At 58.0% G+C, this 16,290-nt stretch carries 16 protein-coding genes; 8 read left to right on the forward strand and 8 right to left on the reverse strand.

Annotated elements, in window-relative coordinates; translation table 11 throughout:
- Positions 1 to 33 precede the first annotated feature (33 nt).
- Entirely contained in the window at positions 34 to 906 is an 873-nt protein-coding gene (locus tag PV407_RS03010; protein WP_332088384.1) for a carbohydrate ABC transporter permease, read from the forward strand.
- A gap of 98 nt (positions 907 to 1,004) precedes the next feature.
- Here the strand turns inward: PV407_RS03010 and PV407_RS03015 are convergent, their stop codons facing one another.
- Entirely contained in the window at positions 1,005 to 1,604 is a 600-nt protein-coding gene (locus tag PV407_RS03015; protein ID WP_332088385.1) for a hypothetical protein, read from the reverse strand.
- A 167-nt stretch (positions 1,605 to 1,771) separates the two neighbouring features.
- Between PV407_RS03015 and PV407_RS03020 the strand changes: the two genes are divergently transcribed.
- The 3 genes from PV407_RS03020 to PV407_RS03030 all read left to right on the forward strand — a co-directional run bounded on the left by PV407_RS03020 (position 1,772) and on the right by PV407_RS03030 (position 4,926).
- Entirely contained in the window at positions 1,772 to 2,659 is an 888-nt protein-coding gene (locus PV407_RS03020; protein WP_332088386.1) for a TIGR01777 family oxidoreductase, read from the forward strand.
- A 300-nt stretch (positions 2,660 to 2,959) separates the two neighbouring features.
- Complete coding sequence (locus tag PV407_RS03025; RefSeq protein ID WP_332088387.1) at positions 2,960 to 3,628, forward strand: ArsR/SmtB family transcription factor; 669 nt, start codon at positions 2,960 to 2,962, stop codon at positions 3,626 to 3,628.
- Positions 3,629 to 3,645: 17 nt separating this feature from the next.
- The gene (locus tag PV407_RS03030; RefSeq protein WP_332088388.1) at positions 3,646 to 4,926 is read left to right on the forward strand and encodes an MFS transporter; all 1,281 of its coding nucleotides are present in this window, start codon (positions 3,646 to 3,648) and stop codon (positions 4,924 to 4,926) included.
- Between the two features lie 79 nt (positions 4,927 to 5,005).
- Here PV407_RS03030 and PV407_RS03035 read toward each other — a convergent pair whose 3' ends face one another.
- Entirely contained in the window at positions 5,006 to 5,623 is a 618-nt protein-coding gene (locus PV407_RS03035; protein ID WP_332088389.1) for a zf-HC2 domain-containing protein, read from the reverse strand.
- Complete coding sequence (locus PV407_RS03040; RefSeq protein WP_332088390.1) at positions 5,624 to 6,103, reverse strand: RNA polymerase sigma factor; 480 nt, start codon at positions 6,101 to 6,103, stop codon at positions 5,624 to 5,626. It lies immediately after the preceding gene.
- A gap of 176 nt (positions 6,104 to 6,279) precedes the next feature.
- On the opposite strand from PV407_RS03040, the gene PV407_RS03045 reads away from it, so the two are divergent.
- Positions 6,280 to 6,540 (forward strand): hypothetical protein, encoded by a 261-nt coding sequence (locus PV407_RS03045; protein ID WP_332088391.1) that lies wholly within the window; start codon positions 6,280 to 6,282, stop codon positions 6,538 to 6,540.
- 108 nt (positions 6,541 to 6,648) lie between these two features.
- Here the strand turns inward: PV407_RS03045 and PV407_RS03050 are convergent, their stop codons facing one another.
- The 5 genes from PV407_RS03050 to PV407_RS03070 form a co-directional block, all read right to left on the reverse strand.
- Positions 6,649 to 7,494: an ABC transporter permease gene (locus PV407_RS03050; RefSeq protein ID WP_332088392.1), complete on the reverse strand. Its 846-nt coding sequence runs from the start codon at positions 7,492 to 7,494 to the stop codon at positions 6,649 to 6,651.
- Positions 7,491 to 8,480: an ABC transporter ATP-binding protein gene (locus tag PV407_RS03055; RefSeq protein ID WP_332088393.1), complete on the reverse strand. Its 990-nt coding sequence runs from the start codon at positions 8,478 to 8,480 to the stop codon at positions 7,491 to 7,493. Before PV407_RS03055 ends, PV407_RS03050 begins: the two co-directional genes overlap by 4 nt.
- The gene (locus tag PV407_RS03060; protein WP_332088394.1) at positions 8,477 to 9,649 is read right to left on the reverse strand and encodes a hypothetical protein; all 1,173 of its coding nucleotides are present in this window, start codon (positions 9,647 to 9,649) and stop codon (positions 8,477 to 8,479) included. Before PV407_RS03060 ends, PV407_RS03055 begins: the two co-directional genes overlap by 4 nt.
- Entirely contained in the window at positions 9,606 to 10,175 is a 570-nt protein-coding gene (locus PV407_RS03065; protein WP_332088395.1) for a sigma-70 family RNA polymerase sigma factor, read from the reverse strand. The genes PV407_RS03060 and PV407_RS03065 overlap by 44 nt, the downstream gene beginning before the upstream one ends.
- A gap of 265 nt (positions 10,176 to 10,440) precedes the next feature.
- Entirely contained in the window at positions 10,441 to 11,259 is an 819-nt protein-coding gene (locus PV407_RS03070) for an AraC family transcriptional regulator (RefSeq protein ID WP_332088396.1), read from the reverse strand.
- A 121-nt stretch (positions 11,260 to 11,380) separates the two neighbouring features.
- On the opposite strand from PV407_RS03070, the gene PV407_RS03075 reads away from it, so the two are divergent.
- The 3 genes from PV407_RS03075 to PV407_RS03085 all read left to right on the forward strand — a co-directional run bounded on the left by PV407_RS03075 (position 11,381) and on the right by PV407_RS03085 (position 16,263).
- Positions 11,381 to 13,201: an FAD-dependent oxidoreductase gene (locus tag PV407_RS03075; RefSeq protein ID WP_332088397.1), complete on the forward strand. Its 1,821-nt coding sequence runs from the start codon at positions 11,381 to 11,383 to the stop codon at positions 13,199 to 13,201.
- Positions 13,202 to 13,243: 42 nt separating this feature from the next.
- Entirely contained in the window at positions 13,244 to 14,572 is a 1,329-nt protein-coding gene (locus PV407_RS03080) for an ABC transporter substrate-binding protein (RefSeq protein ID WP_332088398.1), read from the forward strand.
- Between the two features lie 275 nt (positions 14,573 to 14,847).
- Positions 14,848 to 16,263: a hypothetical protein gene (locus PV407_RS03085; RefSeq protein WP_332088399.1), complete on the forward strand. Its 1,416-nt coding sequence runs from the start codon at positions 14,848 to 14,850 to the stop codon at positions 16,261 to 16,263.
- Positions 16,264 to 16,290: the final 27 nt, after the last annotated feature.

Genomic DNA, 16,290 nt, shown 5'->3' on the forward strand with positions numbered 1-16,290 from the left:
CGGCCGCAGACTAAAGGAGGTGGCGTGACCCTCATGCACTACAGGAGCCCGGGACGAATCATCTTCCAGACTTTCAATTATACGTTTTTCACCTTGTTCTCCATCTCGATTCTGGTGCCGTTCATCAACGCGCTGGCCATCTCGCTCAGCAGCTACTCGGCGATTATCCAGAACAAGGTGAGCTTGTGGCCGGTCGAATTCCAGCTCGACTCGTACATCAAGCTGGCGGGCAACTACACCTTTCTGCGTTCCGCGGCGAATACGGTGGTGCTGACGATCGTGCAGACGATCCTCAGCGTCATCCTTTCGCTGAGCGCGGCGTATGCGATTTCGCACAAATTTTTCAAGGGCAAAAAGATCGCGATGACGTATATCCTGATCACGATGTTCTTCAGCGGAGGCTTGATCCCTTCGTACTTGCTGGTGAACAGCCTGGGAATCAACAACACGTACTGGGCGATCATCCTGCCCGGACTCGTCAGCCCTTTCTACATCATCGTCTATAAAAACGTGATGGATCAGCTGCACAAGGAAATTTTGGAATCGGCGGAAATCGACGGCGCGGGCGAGTTTTCCTTGCTGTTCAAAATCGTCCTGCCGCTTGTTCTGCCGATGACGATGGCCTTCGTCATTTTCAGCGCGGTCGCCTACTGGAACGAATGGTTCAGCGTGCTCCTCTACATCAAGGACAAGTCCATGTGGACGCTGCAATACCAGCTGCGGGGCATTCTGGCGTTCGCCCGGCTCGAGGATACGACCGTGAATCCTCCCGGCGAGCAGATCATCCATCCGGACAACTTGAAGATGGCTGCGCTTATGCTGACGACGCTGCCGATCATTTGCATTTATCCGTTCCTGCAAAAATATTTCATTCACGGCCAATTCGTCGGGGCGGTGAAAGGATAACGAGGCGCGGTATATGAATCGGGGCCGGCCGATCCGAAAACTTTAAAAGTCGCCGACTTCGTGTAAGGCGAGGTCGGCGGCTTTTTTTGCCGGCTTGCTCAAGAGGAGAAGTCGTTGCGGCCGTGCAGCCATCGCTCGAATTCGTCGGGCGTACGCACATGGTTGTCTAGGACGGCGGTATAAATATCGAAGCTTTTCACTTGCTTCCCATACTCGGCTCGTGCCGCCCAAACCGTTTTAATGCGTAAAATAGCGACAATCGCTGCCGGAGTAAGACGTTCGGGCATCGTGCGAAGATGCTGCAGATCGGGCTGTTTTTCGGGCTCGTCTACGAACCAAATGTCCAGCTCCCATTTATCGCCGCTCCCGGACTCGTACGTCATGCCAACAAAATAACCGTCGGGGTAGGCCGGATCCGTGTTCCATTTGCCCGTATCGTTAATGAATTTCAAATCCCGAACTTGAGGATTGGACATCAAATGCGAAGCGATCTCGGCTATTGCGGCGATATTCAGCTTGGAGCAAACGACCGTCATATCGAGGTCCCTCCAAGCCATTAACCCAAGCGCCGCACTCCCGACTTTTACGGGTGTGCCGGCTCTGGCCAGCAATTGGTCAAGGCGCAGCTCTTCCGCAATCGCAGCCGCTTCGGCTTGCAGCTGCAGTTGGCGGGCAAGCAGCTCGTCTTGCTCTATCATTTTTCGCTCCTCCCTTGTAATATCCGTTTTTTGGCATTAGTACAGTATAACGAATAAGCGGCCGTGTTGTCCATGAATGTTTGCGGTCCTATGAAAGATAGAACTATTGGATGTTCCGAAAGGAGGATATGATAAGAAAAACGGCACGAGGGACGGGGGCTATAAACTTGAACAAGAGAATCGTTTTGGCTGGCGGTACGGGCTTTATCGGAAACTATTTGAGGAATCAATTTGCGGCCCAAGGCTACGAAGTAAAGGTCATCTCCAGGAAGCCCGGAAATGTGGCTTGGAGCGATCCTCATGCAATCGCCGAAGCGCTGGAGGGGGCGGAATCATTAATCAATTTGGCGGGGAAGTCCGTGGACTGCAGATATCATAATAAAAATAAGGATGAAATATTAAAATCCCGGACGGAGACGACATCTTTGCTTGGGAAAGCGATGCTTTTATGCGACAATCCGCCCCCGCTTTGGATCAACGCCAGTACGGCAACCATTTATCGACATGCGGAAGATCGACCTATGACGGAAGAGAACGGGGAAATCGGTTCGGGTTTTTCTGTTGATGTGGCAAAAGCATGGGAGAACGCTTTCTTCTCATTCACGCTTCCGAAAACGAGGCAGGCGGCATTGCGAATAGCGATAGTTTTGGGGAAAGACGGCGGAGTCATGGTCCCGTATAAGCATTTGATTGCGTTCGGACTTGGAGGCGCGCAAGGGCCGGGGAACCAGATGTTTAGTTGGATCCATGTGGACGATTTGTTCCGAATTATCCGGTTCATCATGGAGCATGAAGATATAAGCGGAGTAATCAATTGCGCGTCGCCTCATCCCGTACCGAATCGCGAATTCATGAAGCGGCTGCGTTCGGTATTGAACAAAAGGGTCGGTTTTCCATCCCCGAGGTGGTTATTGGAAATCGGCGCTTTTGTAATCCGAACCGAAACGGAACTCATTCTTAAAAGCCGGTGGGTGATCCCGGAGAGACTTCAGAAGCACGGGTTTGCTTTTCGATTTAACCACATTCACGACGCCCTTCAAGACATTTGCAAGTAGAGGCAGCGATCGACTCGGGAACAACGAAAAGCCGCCCAAACCATAAGGCGGCTCTTGAATGCTCCGAGGAAAGATTTGCGTTGATGAAGTCGACGACGCGACATTGATTCTTTTTACATAATCCGTAACACTCGACCATCCTCACTCCTATTAGCCCCGTATGGAATCGATTCTCCTTAAAAATGATTACGTAATCGAGTGTATCGCAGGAAATAGGGATTGACACGGATAGGCCATGGATTCTACAATCGACTTATTCAACAATTCAATTGAATAATATAAGTTGAGGTGCATTCAGCCATGGTTCCACCCGACAGCACATGGAAAGACCGTCTGTACGAGCAATTCGCGCGCATCGGGAAAAGCTTGTCCAGCCCGAAACGGCTGGAGCTCCTCGACGTGCTGGCGCAAGGGCCGAAGTCTGTGGATGCCTTGGCCAGAGGAACCGGCATGAGCTTGGCCAACGTATCGCAGCATTTGCAAACGCTGCTCGAGGCGAGATTGGTCCGATTCACGAAAAAGGGCACGTACGCCATCTATGAGCTTGCGGACCCGTCCGTCGCCGAGTTTATGCTCTGTCTGCATCGGTTGGGCGAGAAGCAGCTGGCCGACATTCAAACCATCAAGTCCGAATTGCTGCGGCATTATGCCGACATGGAGCCGATCTCGCTGGAAGCTTTGAAGGCGCGGATGGAAAAAGGCGACGTCCTGCTGCTCGACGTCAGGCCGAGGGAAGAATACGAGGCCGGCCATATCCCCGGCGCCGTTTCCGTTCCGATCGAAGAGCTGAAGCGGCATTTGTCCTCGCTGCCGGCCGACAAAGAGATCGTCGCCTATTGCCGCGGCCCTTATTGTTTGATGTCGGCCATGGCCGTGGATATGCTGCACAAGGCCGGGCACGCCGCCTTTCGACTGGAAGAAGGAGTGTACGAATGGCGGCGATTCGAGGCCGGGGGCGGCAACATTTGAGAAGGGGGGGCGAATCCATGTCGCAGGAACCATACTCCGAGGAAAAGCTCGGCCGTCTGTACAAACGGACGCTGCTGGTCGTCGTCATCGCCCAAATTTTCGGCGGAGCGGGGCTGGCCGCCGGCGTGACGGTCGGTGCGCTTCTCGTTCAAGACATGACGGGTACGGAACGCTGGGCGGGCATTCCGTCCGCGTTGATCACGCTCGGCTCCGCCGCGGCCGCATTACTTGTTGGACGACTTTCCCAACGTTACGGGCGTCGTTTCGGGCTTGTGGCCGGGTTCGGCGCCGGAGGTCTCGGCGCGATCGGAATCGCCGTGGCGGCCGTAGAGCACCACCTGCCGCTCTTTTTCGCATCGCTGCTGCTGTACGGCGCAGGTACGGCGACGAACCTGCAAACGCGGTATGCCGGAACGGATTTGGCCAAGCCCGATCAGCGGGCGAAAGCGGTCAGCATGGCGCTGGTGTCGACGACGTTCGGCGCCGTCGCAGGTCCGAACCTGGTCGAAACGACAGGCGGTCTCGCTTCGTCGTTCGGCATGCCCGCCTTGGCCGGCCCGTTTCTGCTGGCAGCGGCCGCCTTTATCGTTTCGGGTCTCGTGCTTGCCGTATTTCTCCGGCCGGATCCGCTCGTCGCGGCAAAGGCGGCGGCGGCCGCGCGGAATTCGGAGAAAAGCGGCTCTTTCGGAGCGAAATCGGGCGAAATCGCGTTCGACAGACGGGGGATCGTTGTCGGAGCGGCCGTCATGATATTAACCCAAATCGTCATGGTCGCCATCATGACGATGACTCCCGTTCACATGAAGCATCACGGCCACGGACTCGCCGATGTGGGAGCCGTCATCGGCATCCATATCGGTGCGATGTACCTTCCGTCGCTTGTAACCGGCTATCTGGTCGACAAGCTCGGCCGTACGGCGATGTCGATCGCTTCCGGCGCCACCCTGCTTGCGGCCGGCCTTTGCGCAGCCGCAGCCCCAGACGATTCGCTGCCGATGCTGATCGTCGCACTCGCCCTGCTGGGCCTCGGCTGGAACTTCGGCCTGATCAGCGGCACGGCGCTCATCGTCGATGCGACGCGCCCGGAAGTCCGGGCGAAGACGCAAGGCTCCGTCGATGTGCTGATCGCGTTGGCCGGGGCGTCGGGCGGAGCCCTTTCCGGCATGGTCGTCGCGCAATCGAGCTACGCCGCATTGTCGTTTGCCGGAGGAGTATTGTCCTTGCTGCTCATCCCGGTAGTCATCTGGTCGCGGAGCGGCCGCAAGTCGCCAAAGGCTTCCGCCGACCTGCCGTCCTGACCGGACATACGATCGCCGACCGCACTTATTACGGTGCGGTCGGCGATTTATTTCGTATCGGTATCGCGATGCGATGCGGTTAAGGCTGCGGCTTGTCGTAGTTATCCGACGTAAACACGATGTCGTCGTTTCCTAACCGCAGCACGACTTTATGATCGAGCTCGGTAAAGCTTTTAATCGGGCTGCCGAACATAAACGATTTATTGTCGGCTTCCAAGATCGGCGAAGGCAGCACTTGGTAAGGTTTTACTAGGAAGCCGACAACCGGTCTGACGCCCGAGCTGTTTTTTTCGCCGTAAATCGGTTCCGTTCTTACCAACAATGCCTTGTCGTTCGTAAGTTCCAAATCGATACGCCAATCGTCGCCCACCACATAAGTCGTAAAGACAAGGTCCTCTTTGCTGACGGGGGAGCCTATGGCCAGAAAATAAGTCAGCGATGCAAAAATGAGCACGATTACCGCAAATCCCGCCAGCATTTTTTTGACCGTTTTTTTCCTTACTTTTTTCAGGAAGTCAATTTCCTTTTTATCGGTTTGGGAAGCGGCGTTCTCGATTGGAACGGACAGCTTCGCATGTAGCGTTCGGCATGCATCGCACTCCTGCAGGTGTCGATCGATGTCGGTTTCGGTTTCCGCGCTGACCAATCCGTCTATGTAGTGCGGGAGCAGATCTTGAACAATATGGCATTTGGTCATTTACAACACCTCCATAAGCTTTTGTTTGGCCCGGTAGAAAGTGACTCGTACCCAGCTTTCGCTTTTGCCGAGTATTTCGCCTATTTCGGCGAACGAGAATTCGCCGGATATTCGCATATGTACGATTTCCCGCATAGGTTCGCTCAAACGGTGAATGGCTCTATACAAGTCCATCTTGCTGCTCTGAAACAAGGCGGCTTCCTCCGGCGACCTGTTCGGCGAAGGGATATTCGCGTGCAGCTCATGGCTTGCATACTTTTTCTTTTTTTGAAGCTCCTGATACCAGATGTGCTTGGCGATCTGGCAAAGCCAAACGCTGATTTTGCAGGAGCCGTTATACGTATGAATCGAATATACGGCGCGGTAAAAGGTTTCCTCCGTCAATTCCTCGGCCGTATCTTCGTCATGGGTAAGGCTAAGCAAGTATCTGTAGACGCTTTTTGCATAATTTTTATAAATGTTCTCCATATCCTCCGCCACTCTCTCACCTCCTTAGACTATATATCTTCAAAATCCGTATTTCGTTACAGTCGGATCTACATTTTTTGAGGCCGTTTCAGGTCAACGGCCGTTGTTCGCCCAACGAGCCGATTCACGCAACATTCGTTTTGTTTCTATCGTTTTATTGTATGAGTGATGGACAGTGAATTCCATTCATGGAGGGAAGCAGAGCAGTTGAAAGCTTCAACGAAAACCAATTCATCAGCGTTTACGTCTATTTTTCCGGCCGGGAGGCCGAAAAGGGTCTGAAGGAGTTTGAGGATAAGACGGCAGGAGCAAGCTTGGAAGCGCACGGCAACAATCAAATGGCAAATGTTTTGCTTTTCTATGTTACGGGGAATGCCTCTAAAGATTATGATGGAGGGATTGCAGGTTACGAAATGACACGATTGTTTGATCCGAAAAAAGAAACATAACGCAGCGGCAGTCGAGGACTTTTCTTTCCGTCCCGGGCTGCCGCTGTCTCTTTTTTTCAATGCGAGTCCATCCGGATCATTATGATCTCAGTCCGGACCGCCCGTGCGCTACAAATCCTTTCGGCTGAACGCCCGGCACCCCAGCAAGAGCAAAACCGCCGCATACCCGACCGTATACAGCAGGAATGCATTCGAAGGGACACTCGGCATGGAAAAAGGCCCCATGTCGGCCACCGCCAAACCGGCCCAATCCGCTCCTCCCATAGCCTCGTAGAGGCTTCTTCGGTAGACCGAGTCCGTGGGCAGGAGCAGCCCGGTCAGCAGAATCAATTTGTCCAGCGCGGGATGGCTCCCTTCGTAGGTCGTTATCCCTTCGACCAGCCCGCAGAATAAGGCAAACCCGTACAGCAGGGCGGCGCAAATCCCGTTCCCCAGCATCGGCAAATAGACGGAGCCCAGCATGGCCAGCGTGAGAAGTAGGAGCGGCATCCAAATAAAGAGCGCGAAGCCGCGCAGCAGGTCCGCGGCAAGCAGGGGAAGTCCGGCCAGGCTGTGGACGGTCCATACCACGGAAACGAACAAGACTGCGCTGTACACGGCGATCCAGACGGCGTGGCCCAGCCATTTGGCCAGATACAGCTTCCAGCGGGGGAGGGGGCGGGCGGCGACGGCCAGCAGCAGGCCGTTCTCCTGTTCGCCCGTGACGGTCCCCATAGACGAAAAGAGCACAAAAAAAGCCGCCAGAAATTGTGCGAAAAAAAGCCCGAGCACCATCAGCACCATACCGTTCATCAAACGTTCGGCGGGGGAAGCCTGATTTTGCCCGACCACGCCGGCCAGTTCCCGAACCCCGAAGGCGAACAGGACCAAAAAAACGAGGGTCAATATTAGCGTGACCAGAAACACCCGCTTGCGGGTCAGCTCCTTGAACGTCGCGGAGATGTACATGGTCATTGCGGCACACCTCCTTGGCGGGACTTGGCCATCCGGAGAAACCAGGCCTCCAGGCTGTTCGGCTCGGGGCCGGATTCGTAGAGCGTCAGGCCGTTCCGGATGAACAGAGAGCACAAGTAGCCGGCCTGCTCCCGGTCGGTTACGCGGGCGGACAGGAGGGCGTTGCCGCTCTCGTCGGCCTCGACCAGGCGCAGCAGGGAGGAGAGGGTGCCGCCGACGGCGTCGTTCAGCTCCGCCCATGTGCCCGGGAGCCAGCCGCCAAGCCGGAAGCGCCAGCTGGTACCGCCGCCTCCGCCATCGCCGGTGCCGCCGAGCAGCTTGTGCAGAGGACCCGACGCCAGCAGCTCGCCACCGTACAGGAAGGCGGCTTCATCGCACAGCTCCTCCACATCCTCGAGCAGATGGGTATTGAGGAAAATCGTCACGCCATTGCCCCGGAGCCGTTTCAGCAGGCTGCGAATCTCGTAGCGGCCGACGGGATCCAGCGCCGAAGCGGGTTCGTCCAGGATGACCAGCTCGGGGTCCAGCAGCAGAGCCGAAGCCAGGCCGAGACGCTGCTGCATCCCCTTGGAGAAGCCGCCGACTCTGCGGTCCGCGGCTTCGGCCAGGCCGACCAGCTCGAGAATGTCCCGTACCCGGCTGCGGAAAGCGGGCGACCGCGTTTCCCGCGGGCGCAGCCCGCCCAGCTGACCATGGAAGCGGAGCACCTCCGCCGGGATCAGCCAGTCCTGAAAGCGGAACAGCTCGGGCAAATACCCGAGCTTGCGCCGTGCCTCCGGCCGGCCCAAGGGCTGCCCCAGCACGGTGGCCCGCCCGGAGTCGGGGCGGTGGAGGCCGGCAAGCATTTTGACGAAGGTGCTTTTGCCGGCGCCGTTGGGTCCCAGCAGGCCGAAGATGCAGCCCTCCGGCACCTGCAGGGTAATGGAGCGGCAGCCGCCGCGGCCGTTGAAAGTTTTGGTCAATTCCGCCGTGTCGATCATCATCATGGCTTGACAAGCTCCTCCGCGGCCTGCCGGAAGGCGGCTTCCGTCGGGAAATCCTTCGTACTGCCGCTCAGCAATCCCATCCGGTCCCCGTCGAGCCAGAGCACATAGCGATTCCCGCCGTTTACGGTCATAACCGCATCACGTCCGCCCAGCCGGAGGCTGGCGGTCACGCCGTCCCGGGCCGGAACCGGCAGGGTGCTCCGCCAATCGCCGATGGCGGCCAGCTTGGTCCGCAGGCTGTCCGGCAGCACGGGCAGCCCCAGTACCGCCTCGCGGACGGCAGCCGCATCGATGCCTTGCTCCATCGTCAGCTCCGGCTTGCCGAATTGGAGCAGCCGCACCGGCTTGCCCGACAAGGTGCCCTCCGAAGCGACGCCGTCCGGGATGTCCAGCCGGATGACTTTGCCGTCCGCTTCGGCAGGCAGGGTGGTGGCGCTGCCCAAACGGGTGAGCAGGCGGTTGACCGCATTTACGTTCAGGTTGAACGTAAGCGTGGCCGCCGGCTGGAAGGCGGGGGCGGCGGGGTTCTCCAGCCGGAGCAGAGGCGCGCCCATCCGTTTTTCCGCTTCCTCCCATGTGACGGTGCGGGCTTCCCCGCCACCCGATTGGGTTAACGTACCGTATTGGGCCAGGTTGAAGCTCCGGTCTCCATCGGGCGAGCCGCGCTCCAGAAGCCCGGAGATGGTCGCCATGTCGTCGGCCGTGATCCCGACTCCGACCATGTGCTTGATGCGGAAGGTTTGCTGCATGGCGGCCAGCGCCCGGTCCCCCAGGGGAGTGGCGAACAAGCCGATGGCCATGACGGCTGCGGCGACTCCGGCGGTCAGTCTCCGAAGTCTGCGCTGGGCCGGCATTTCCGTACGCCAGGCGCCGTTCGCCCCGCCAGCCCGTGCCGTGAGACCCGCCTCCGTCGCCTCGCCAACCGAGGACTCTAGCGTCTCTCGATATATTCTCGTTTGCTTCATTTCAATCGCACCATCCTTCTCGTGATCGTCTTCATTCCCGTCCAATCGTGCCTCGATCCTTGCTTCGTCCGAACGCGGACTTTCCTCCGCCTGCCTCCAAAACGCCGGTACCGGCTCCCGGGCCGCCAGCCTCTCGAACCGTTCCCAAGCCCGGTCCGTATCAAAATCCGGCTCCCCGCCGGTCCGCTTCTTTTCGTCCGCCATCGTGCCGCTCCTCCTCCTGCCCGTATTTTTTCTTCAGCCGTTCCTCCGCCCGGGCCAGCAGCGAGCCGACAATCTTCGGGTTAACCTCCAGCCGGAGGGCGATCTCCTCGTAGCTGTACCCTTCCTCCCGAAGCAGAAGGGCGGTCCGGTCCCGGTCCGAGAGCTTCTGCAGCACCCTACGGACCACATCTATTTCCCACTCGCGGATGACCTCCGTCTCTCCCGAAGGGGCGGCGCCTTCCGACCAAGCCGCCACACGGGCGGTTTCCTTTTCCAATAGCGTCTTGCCCGACGACCGATGTCTCAAATAATCGTAGCCGACCCGGGTCAGCACCCGGTGCAGCCAAGCGCCGACGGCCTCCAGCCGGTCCGGAGGGCTCCGGTAAAGCCGCAGGAACACCTCTTGGGCCAAATCTTCCGCCGCCGCATAATCGCCGGTCAACGCATAGAGCTTCCGCGCCACTCCGGGGTAATGCTCCCGGAACAAGCGCTGGAACAGCTCGGGTACTTGCGAGCCTTCCTCCATGTTGCCGCCGTCCCCCCTTTCGCTTATAAGACGGATGCCGGATCGATTTTGTAGCAGTGTAAAAAAACTTAGACGGCCATAACTTTCGTATCGAATCGCAGCTAATGCTGGTGAAGAAAAAGATATGCCGGAAGTTCGATTCGTGTATTCAACCGCAATCCGGGAACCTGCTACTATGAAGGTAAGTATAAATCGGACGAACGCCGCGACCGTGACTTCCGGTTTCTGTCGGACTGACGGCAGCCCGCGGGCATGAATGCGGCGATCAGATCCGGTGGGCTTTCCGGTATTCGGAAGGACTGATGCCCGTCTTTTGCGAGAACACGCGACTCAAGTAGTAGCCGTTGGCGTAGCCGCACACCGCTGCGATCGCATCGAGTGTCAGCCTCGTTTCCGACAGCAGGGCGCATGCCTTGTCCAGCCTGAGTTCGCTCACGAAGTCGCTTGGGTTGACGCCGAATTTGCGCCGGAATCGTCTGCTGAATTGGACGGTGCTCAAGCCGAGCCGGTCGGACAGTTGGTTGATGCCGAACGGTTGGTAAGCGTTTTCGATCAGAACCGTTCTCGCCTCGTCCATTAGCGGGTCGTCGTGCTCGGGCTTCGAATGGCGCCGGCTGTTCTCGTACTCCCAGCCGTACTGATGCCACAAATCGTGCACCAGGAAGTTCCGTCTTGCGACGGACGGAGCATCCATCCGGGATTTGAGCATGCGGAAGTACGCGCAATTGTTGGCGAAGCGCTGCTTGTCGGTGATTACGATATGCCCCGACGGGTTCGGATGCAGGCACTCATCGTCCCGGATGTCTTCGCCGGCCTCGCTTCGCCAGGTGAAGTACAGCACGAGGAACGTGGTAGGTCGAAGCATACCGCGCTTCAATGCCGTGTTCGGCGGACATAGCACGAGGCTGCCCTTCTCCGCGATTCCCCGATGCCTCCCGAGCTCGAAGCGGAAGCTTCCGGACTCCACGGCGAACAGCACCCACAGCGGGCTCTGGTCCTCGTCTTTCTCGAAACGGGCTTTGTCGCGCCAGCCGACCAAGGTGACGACGTGAGGGAGAAGTTCTTGGGGATGGTAGATAGGCATTCGGGCTCACCCTTATCTCGGAAAGTATGGGTCATCGATAAGAATACCGGATCGTCCTGCGAAAAGAAAGAGATTCCCGTAGCGGGATATGCGGGCGAACGACAAGAGGGAGAGAGTCGACATGACAGAACCAGCCAGGAGACGGACCGTATTGCGCGCGCAAGTGCTGATCGCCGGAGGAGGGATGTCCGGCGTTGCCGCTGCAATCGCCGCGGCGCGCAACGGAGTCGAGACGATCCTCGTCCAGGACCGTCCCGTCTTGGGCGGCAACGCCTCGTCGGAAATCCGCATGAACATCAGCGGCTCGTCGGTTAGAGGGAAGGCGCTGCAGACCGAATCGCGCGAGAGCGGCATCGTCGAGGAGATTTTGCTCGAGTGCGCGGTGCGCAACCCGCAGCGAAGCGCCAGCATGCTCGATCTGATCCTATACGAAAAATGCCGCACCGAGCCCAAGCTGACGCTGATGCTCAATACGGCGGTTGTCGGAGCGACCATGGACGGAAGCCGCATTGCGTCCGTTTATGCGAATCGGGAGAGCACCGAGGATTTTTTCGAAATCGAGGCCGATCTGTACGCCGACTGCACCGGCGACGGCAGACTGGGACACGAGGCCGGGGCGCTCTACACGACCGGTCGGGAGGCGGCCGGCGAATACGGAGAAACGGTGGCCGAGGAACGCCGTGACGGGTACAGGCTGGGATCCTCGCTCCTGTTCACGACCCGGGACATGGGGCGGCCGATGCCGTTTGTACCGCCGAAGTGGGCGCGCTCGTTCACGGAGGACGATCTGAAGTTCCGCCGGCACGACAGCTGGGAATACGGCTACTGGTGGGTCGAATTCGGCGGCATGCTGGACACGATCAAGGACAACGAAACGATTCGCGACGAGCTGCTGGCGATCATGCTGGGCATTTGGGACCATATCAAGAACAGCGGCCAACACCCGGAGTCTGCCAACTGGGCGCTCGACTGGTTCGGATTCGTGCCCGGCAAGCGGGAATCGCGAAGGTTCGTCGGCAAGTACGTGCTCAAGGAAAGCGATCTGGTCGAGGCGGTCCGGTTCGACGACGTAATCGCCTACGGGGGCTGGCCGATGGACGTCCATCACCCCGCTTGCATCGAGGCGACGGGCGAGAAACCGAACAAGGCGCCCTATACGCCTTATTTGTACGGCATCCCGCTGCGGTCGCTGGTCAGCTCCAATATCGACAATCTCATGTTCGCCGGCCGGAACATTTCGGCCACCCACGTCGCCTTCTCCAGCACGCGGGTCATGGCCACCTGCGCCTTGATGGGGGAAGGGCTGGGCACGTTCGCCGCCGTCGCCCTTCACCGCGGAATGCCGCTTCGCGAGGCTTGGCGGGATGCGGCGACGGTGAAGGAAGCGCAGCAGCGGCTTCTGCGGCAGGGGGCCTATCTGCCCGGCATCCGGCTGGAGGACCGCAACCTCGCCGCGGATGCCCGCATCTTCGCGTCATCCGAGCAAGAGGAGGGTCGGGCGGTCCAGATCGTCGACGGCCATGTCCGATCCGTGCACGGACCGAAGGGCGTTCGGCCGGACATGGCCGTGCCGGGCACGCACCGCTGGATGTCCGACCCGTCGGACTTGGCGCCTTGGCTGGAGCTGCACTGGGAGAAGGCCGTCGATCTGAAGCGGATCACGCTGGTGCTGGACGGCGGGCTGCATCGGCATCTGGCTTTGACCCATTCCGACATGCACTTCAAGACGATGGCATGGGGGGCGCAGCCGGAAACGCTGATGGAATTCCGCCTGTTGGCCGACGCCGGCGAAGGCTTCGGGGAGATCGCGCACGTGCGGGACAATTACGCGCGGCAGCTTGACTTCGATGTGGAGCTGCACGGGGTCCGGCGTCTCCGATTGGAGGTGATCGCCACCAACGGATTGGATCATGCCCGGGTGTTCGAAGTTCGATGCCTTTGACGAAAAAATTCATGGCAACACCAAAAGGGAGGTAGTCATCAAATGAATGTCTCACAAAAGAAGTCGGCACAATGCGGAACGGTATTCTTGCTGCTCGCCGCAACGTTCGCTTTGGCCGGATGCGGCAAAGGCGCGGGAACGTCGGACGCCCCGGCGCAGCAAGGCGGCGAGACGCCGAAGGTGAGCACGGAGCCGGTCACGCTGACCGCGGCGATCGATGACGTCATCGTCGACGCCGCATTGGAAAAGCTCATTCAGGACGAGCTCAAGGCAAGCCGCCCCAACATTACCCTGAACATCGTTCAGCCGACCAAAGGAAACACGCTGAACGATCTGATCGCGGCGGGAACCGTTCCCGATCTGATCTTTACGTACAACGGGCGGCTGTCCTCCTATGCGGATCGCGAGCTTCTGTACGACATGACCGAGCTGGCGAAGACGCATCAAATCGACCTGAGCCGGTTCGATCCGCAAATGATCGACGACGTCCGTAAATTTTCCGATAAAGGCGAATTGTACGGTATCCCGTACGGGACGAACTTTCACGCTTTGTATTACAACAAAGACATCTTCGACAAATTCGGGGTCGTCTATCCGAAGGACGGCATGTCTTGGGATCAGTTGGTCGATTTGGCCAAAAAGGTGACCCGCAGGGACGGCAATACGCAGTACCGCGGATTCGATCCGGGCGCCGGCATCTCCTGGATCTACCAGCCGCTCGGCATCCAGGCGGACGATTACAAATCCGGGAAAGCATCGATCAACAACGAGCAGTGGAAGAAAGTATTCGAACTCGTCCACACGTTTTACTCGATCCCGGGCAACGCTCCCGGAACTGCGGCGGCCGCCGACCAATTTCTGAAGGATAAGACTCTGGCGATGATCGGTTACACGAACTTGTTTTCGCAGCTCGAGTCCGCCGGCCAAAACGGCTTGAACTGGGACGTGGTCCAATACCCGAGCTATCCCGAGCGGCCGAACATCTACGGGAACGCCAGCGTGAACGTCATCACGGTGACGAAGACGGGCAAACACAAGGACGAGGCGATGCAGGTCGTCCGGGCGGCGGTTTCGGACAAGGTGCAGTTGGAAAGCTCGAAGCAGGGGAAAGTATCGCCGCTCAAGAGCGAGGCGATTCGGGCCGCATTCGGCAAAGGGCTCGATTTCCTGCAGGGCAAACAGCTGCAGAGCATATTCAAGAGCAAACCGGTCCCTTATCCGCTCTCCTCGCCGTATCGGTCCAAGTCCGAGTCGATCGCGAGCAAATATTTCAAAGAGTACGACAGCGGCAATATAGACGTCAACACCGCACTGAGCAAGGCGGAGGAAGAGATCAACAAGATGCTCCTGGAGGAGAAGGCCAAGCAGTAGCGAAACCTAGGGCGATCATTCGATGCATCGATTTGTAGGACGGCTGCAATGTTTGCCTGAAGTGATACAATTTGAAAGGCGAGAGGGCTGATCCGGCGTTCCCGCCTTCTTTGTTATCGCATAAGAAGCAGCGGGTACGCACAGGGACGCCGCGGCATTGAAATAAAATATATTCCGCATGAAAAAAAACTGCATGTTCCAGCATCGATCTCCTTTAGTAAGATGAAATGGAGAATAAACGGTAAAGCGGTCCGGAGGATCGGGAGGAGCTCGTCATGCGCGAAGGGAAACTGACTTTTTTTGGCGGAGTAGGCAAATCGGGAGGCGTACAGGTTCTTTACGGCAAAGGGAACGAGGCTGTATTGTTCGATTTCGGCGTGGAACACAGCAGCCTGCTGTTCCCCAAGCAGCTGACGCTGTACGAGCCTGTAGGAGCGACACCCGGACGCGAGCTGCGGCAATATTTGCTGGGCGGTATGACCGCCCCGCTGCTTCAGCTGTACGATCCGGAGCATATCAGGGGACTGGATACGGCGAAAGTGCGTCAGGTTTGGGGCGACCGCGATTTTCCCCATTACGGGCAGATCAGTCTGTTTGTCGGCCATATGCATACGGACCATATTGCCGTTCTGCCTTACGCAAAATCGGATATTCCCGTATATATGAACCGCGACGCTTTTTCCTTGTATCGGGGAATGGTCGCAGGGGGGCATATTTCGGATACCGCGGCGCGCATTACGGCATGCGACGATCTGAGCGTCGTCGATTTCGGCGAATTTACGATGCAGATCGTCGAGATGGACCACAATGCGACCGGAGCGGCGGGGATAATTATCGACGACGGCAGCCATAAAATCGCATATACGGGAGACTGGCGGCGCCAAGGCAAGCATCCGGAGCGGATCGACCGGTTTATCGAGCTTTGCCGCAATAAGGGGGTCGACCTGCTGCTAACGGAAGGAACGCGGCTTCCGGCCGACCCGTCCGCCGCGGTGTCCCGTCAAATGACGGAGGACGAGCTGCTGGCCCGATACTCCGATATTGTGGACGAAGCGGACGGGCTCGTATATTTGCAAATGTCGCCCCGGGATCTCGAGCGAATGGCCGATATGATCGCCATTGCCGCGGAGAGAGGGCGAAAAGTCGTCATGGAGGCCTCCCATGCCGTCATCTGGCATACGGCCAATCGCGAGGGCTTGCGGATACTGGAAGGGCATCCCGCTCTCGAAGCGGATATTCAGATCGTAGACGCGACCGTGACGGACAAGATGGCGGCGCCGTACAAGACGATTTCGTTGGAGCGGCTGGCCGAGCGAAAACACGAATACGTGTACTTTTTCAAATTTCCCGATCTTGCCCATATGATCGAACTGGAAACGCTCGGCAATTTGCCGGGGCGTTCGCATTTCATTCAATCCGATTACAGCGTTAAGCTCGATCATCCGGATATGGCGAAATATTTGAACACGTTTGGAATTATCGGCCATACGCTGTGCAACGGGGGGCACGCGCATCCCGAGGCGATCGCCGATATGATCGAGCGGATCGCTCCCAAAGCGGTCGTCACCCTGCACAGCCGCCATCCAAGATCGCAAAATACGAGAGGAATATACGCCTATTACCCGGAAAAAGGGGAGACTGTGGCGGTTTCGTCCATCCTGGCGTCCGCAGTCGGCGCCGGAAACCGATAACAAACAGAAAGCTTACTGAGGGAGCAT

The organism is Paenibacillus sp. GYB003, assembly GCF_036577625.1.
In the GTDB taxonomy this organism is placed as follows: domain Bacteria; phylum Bacillota; class Bacilli; order Paenibacillales; family NBRC-103111; genus Paenibacillus_AB.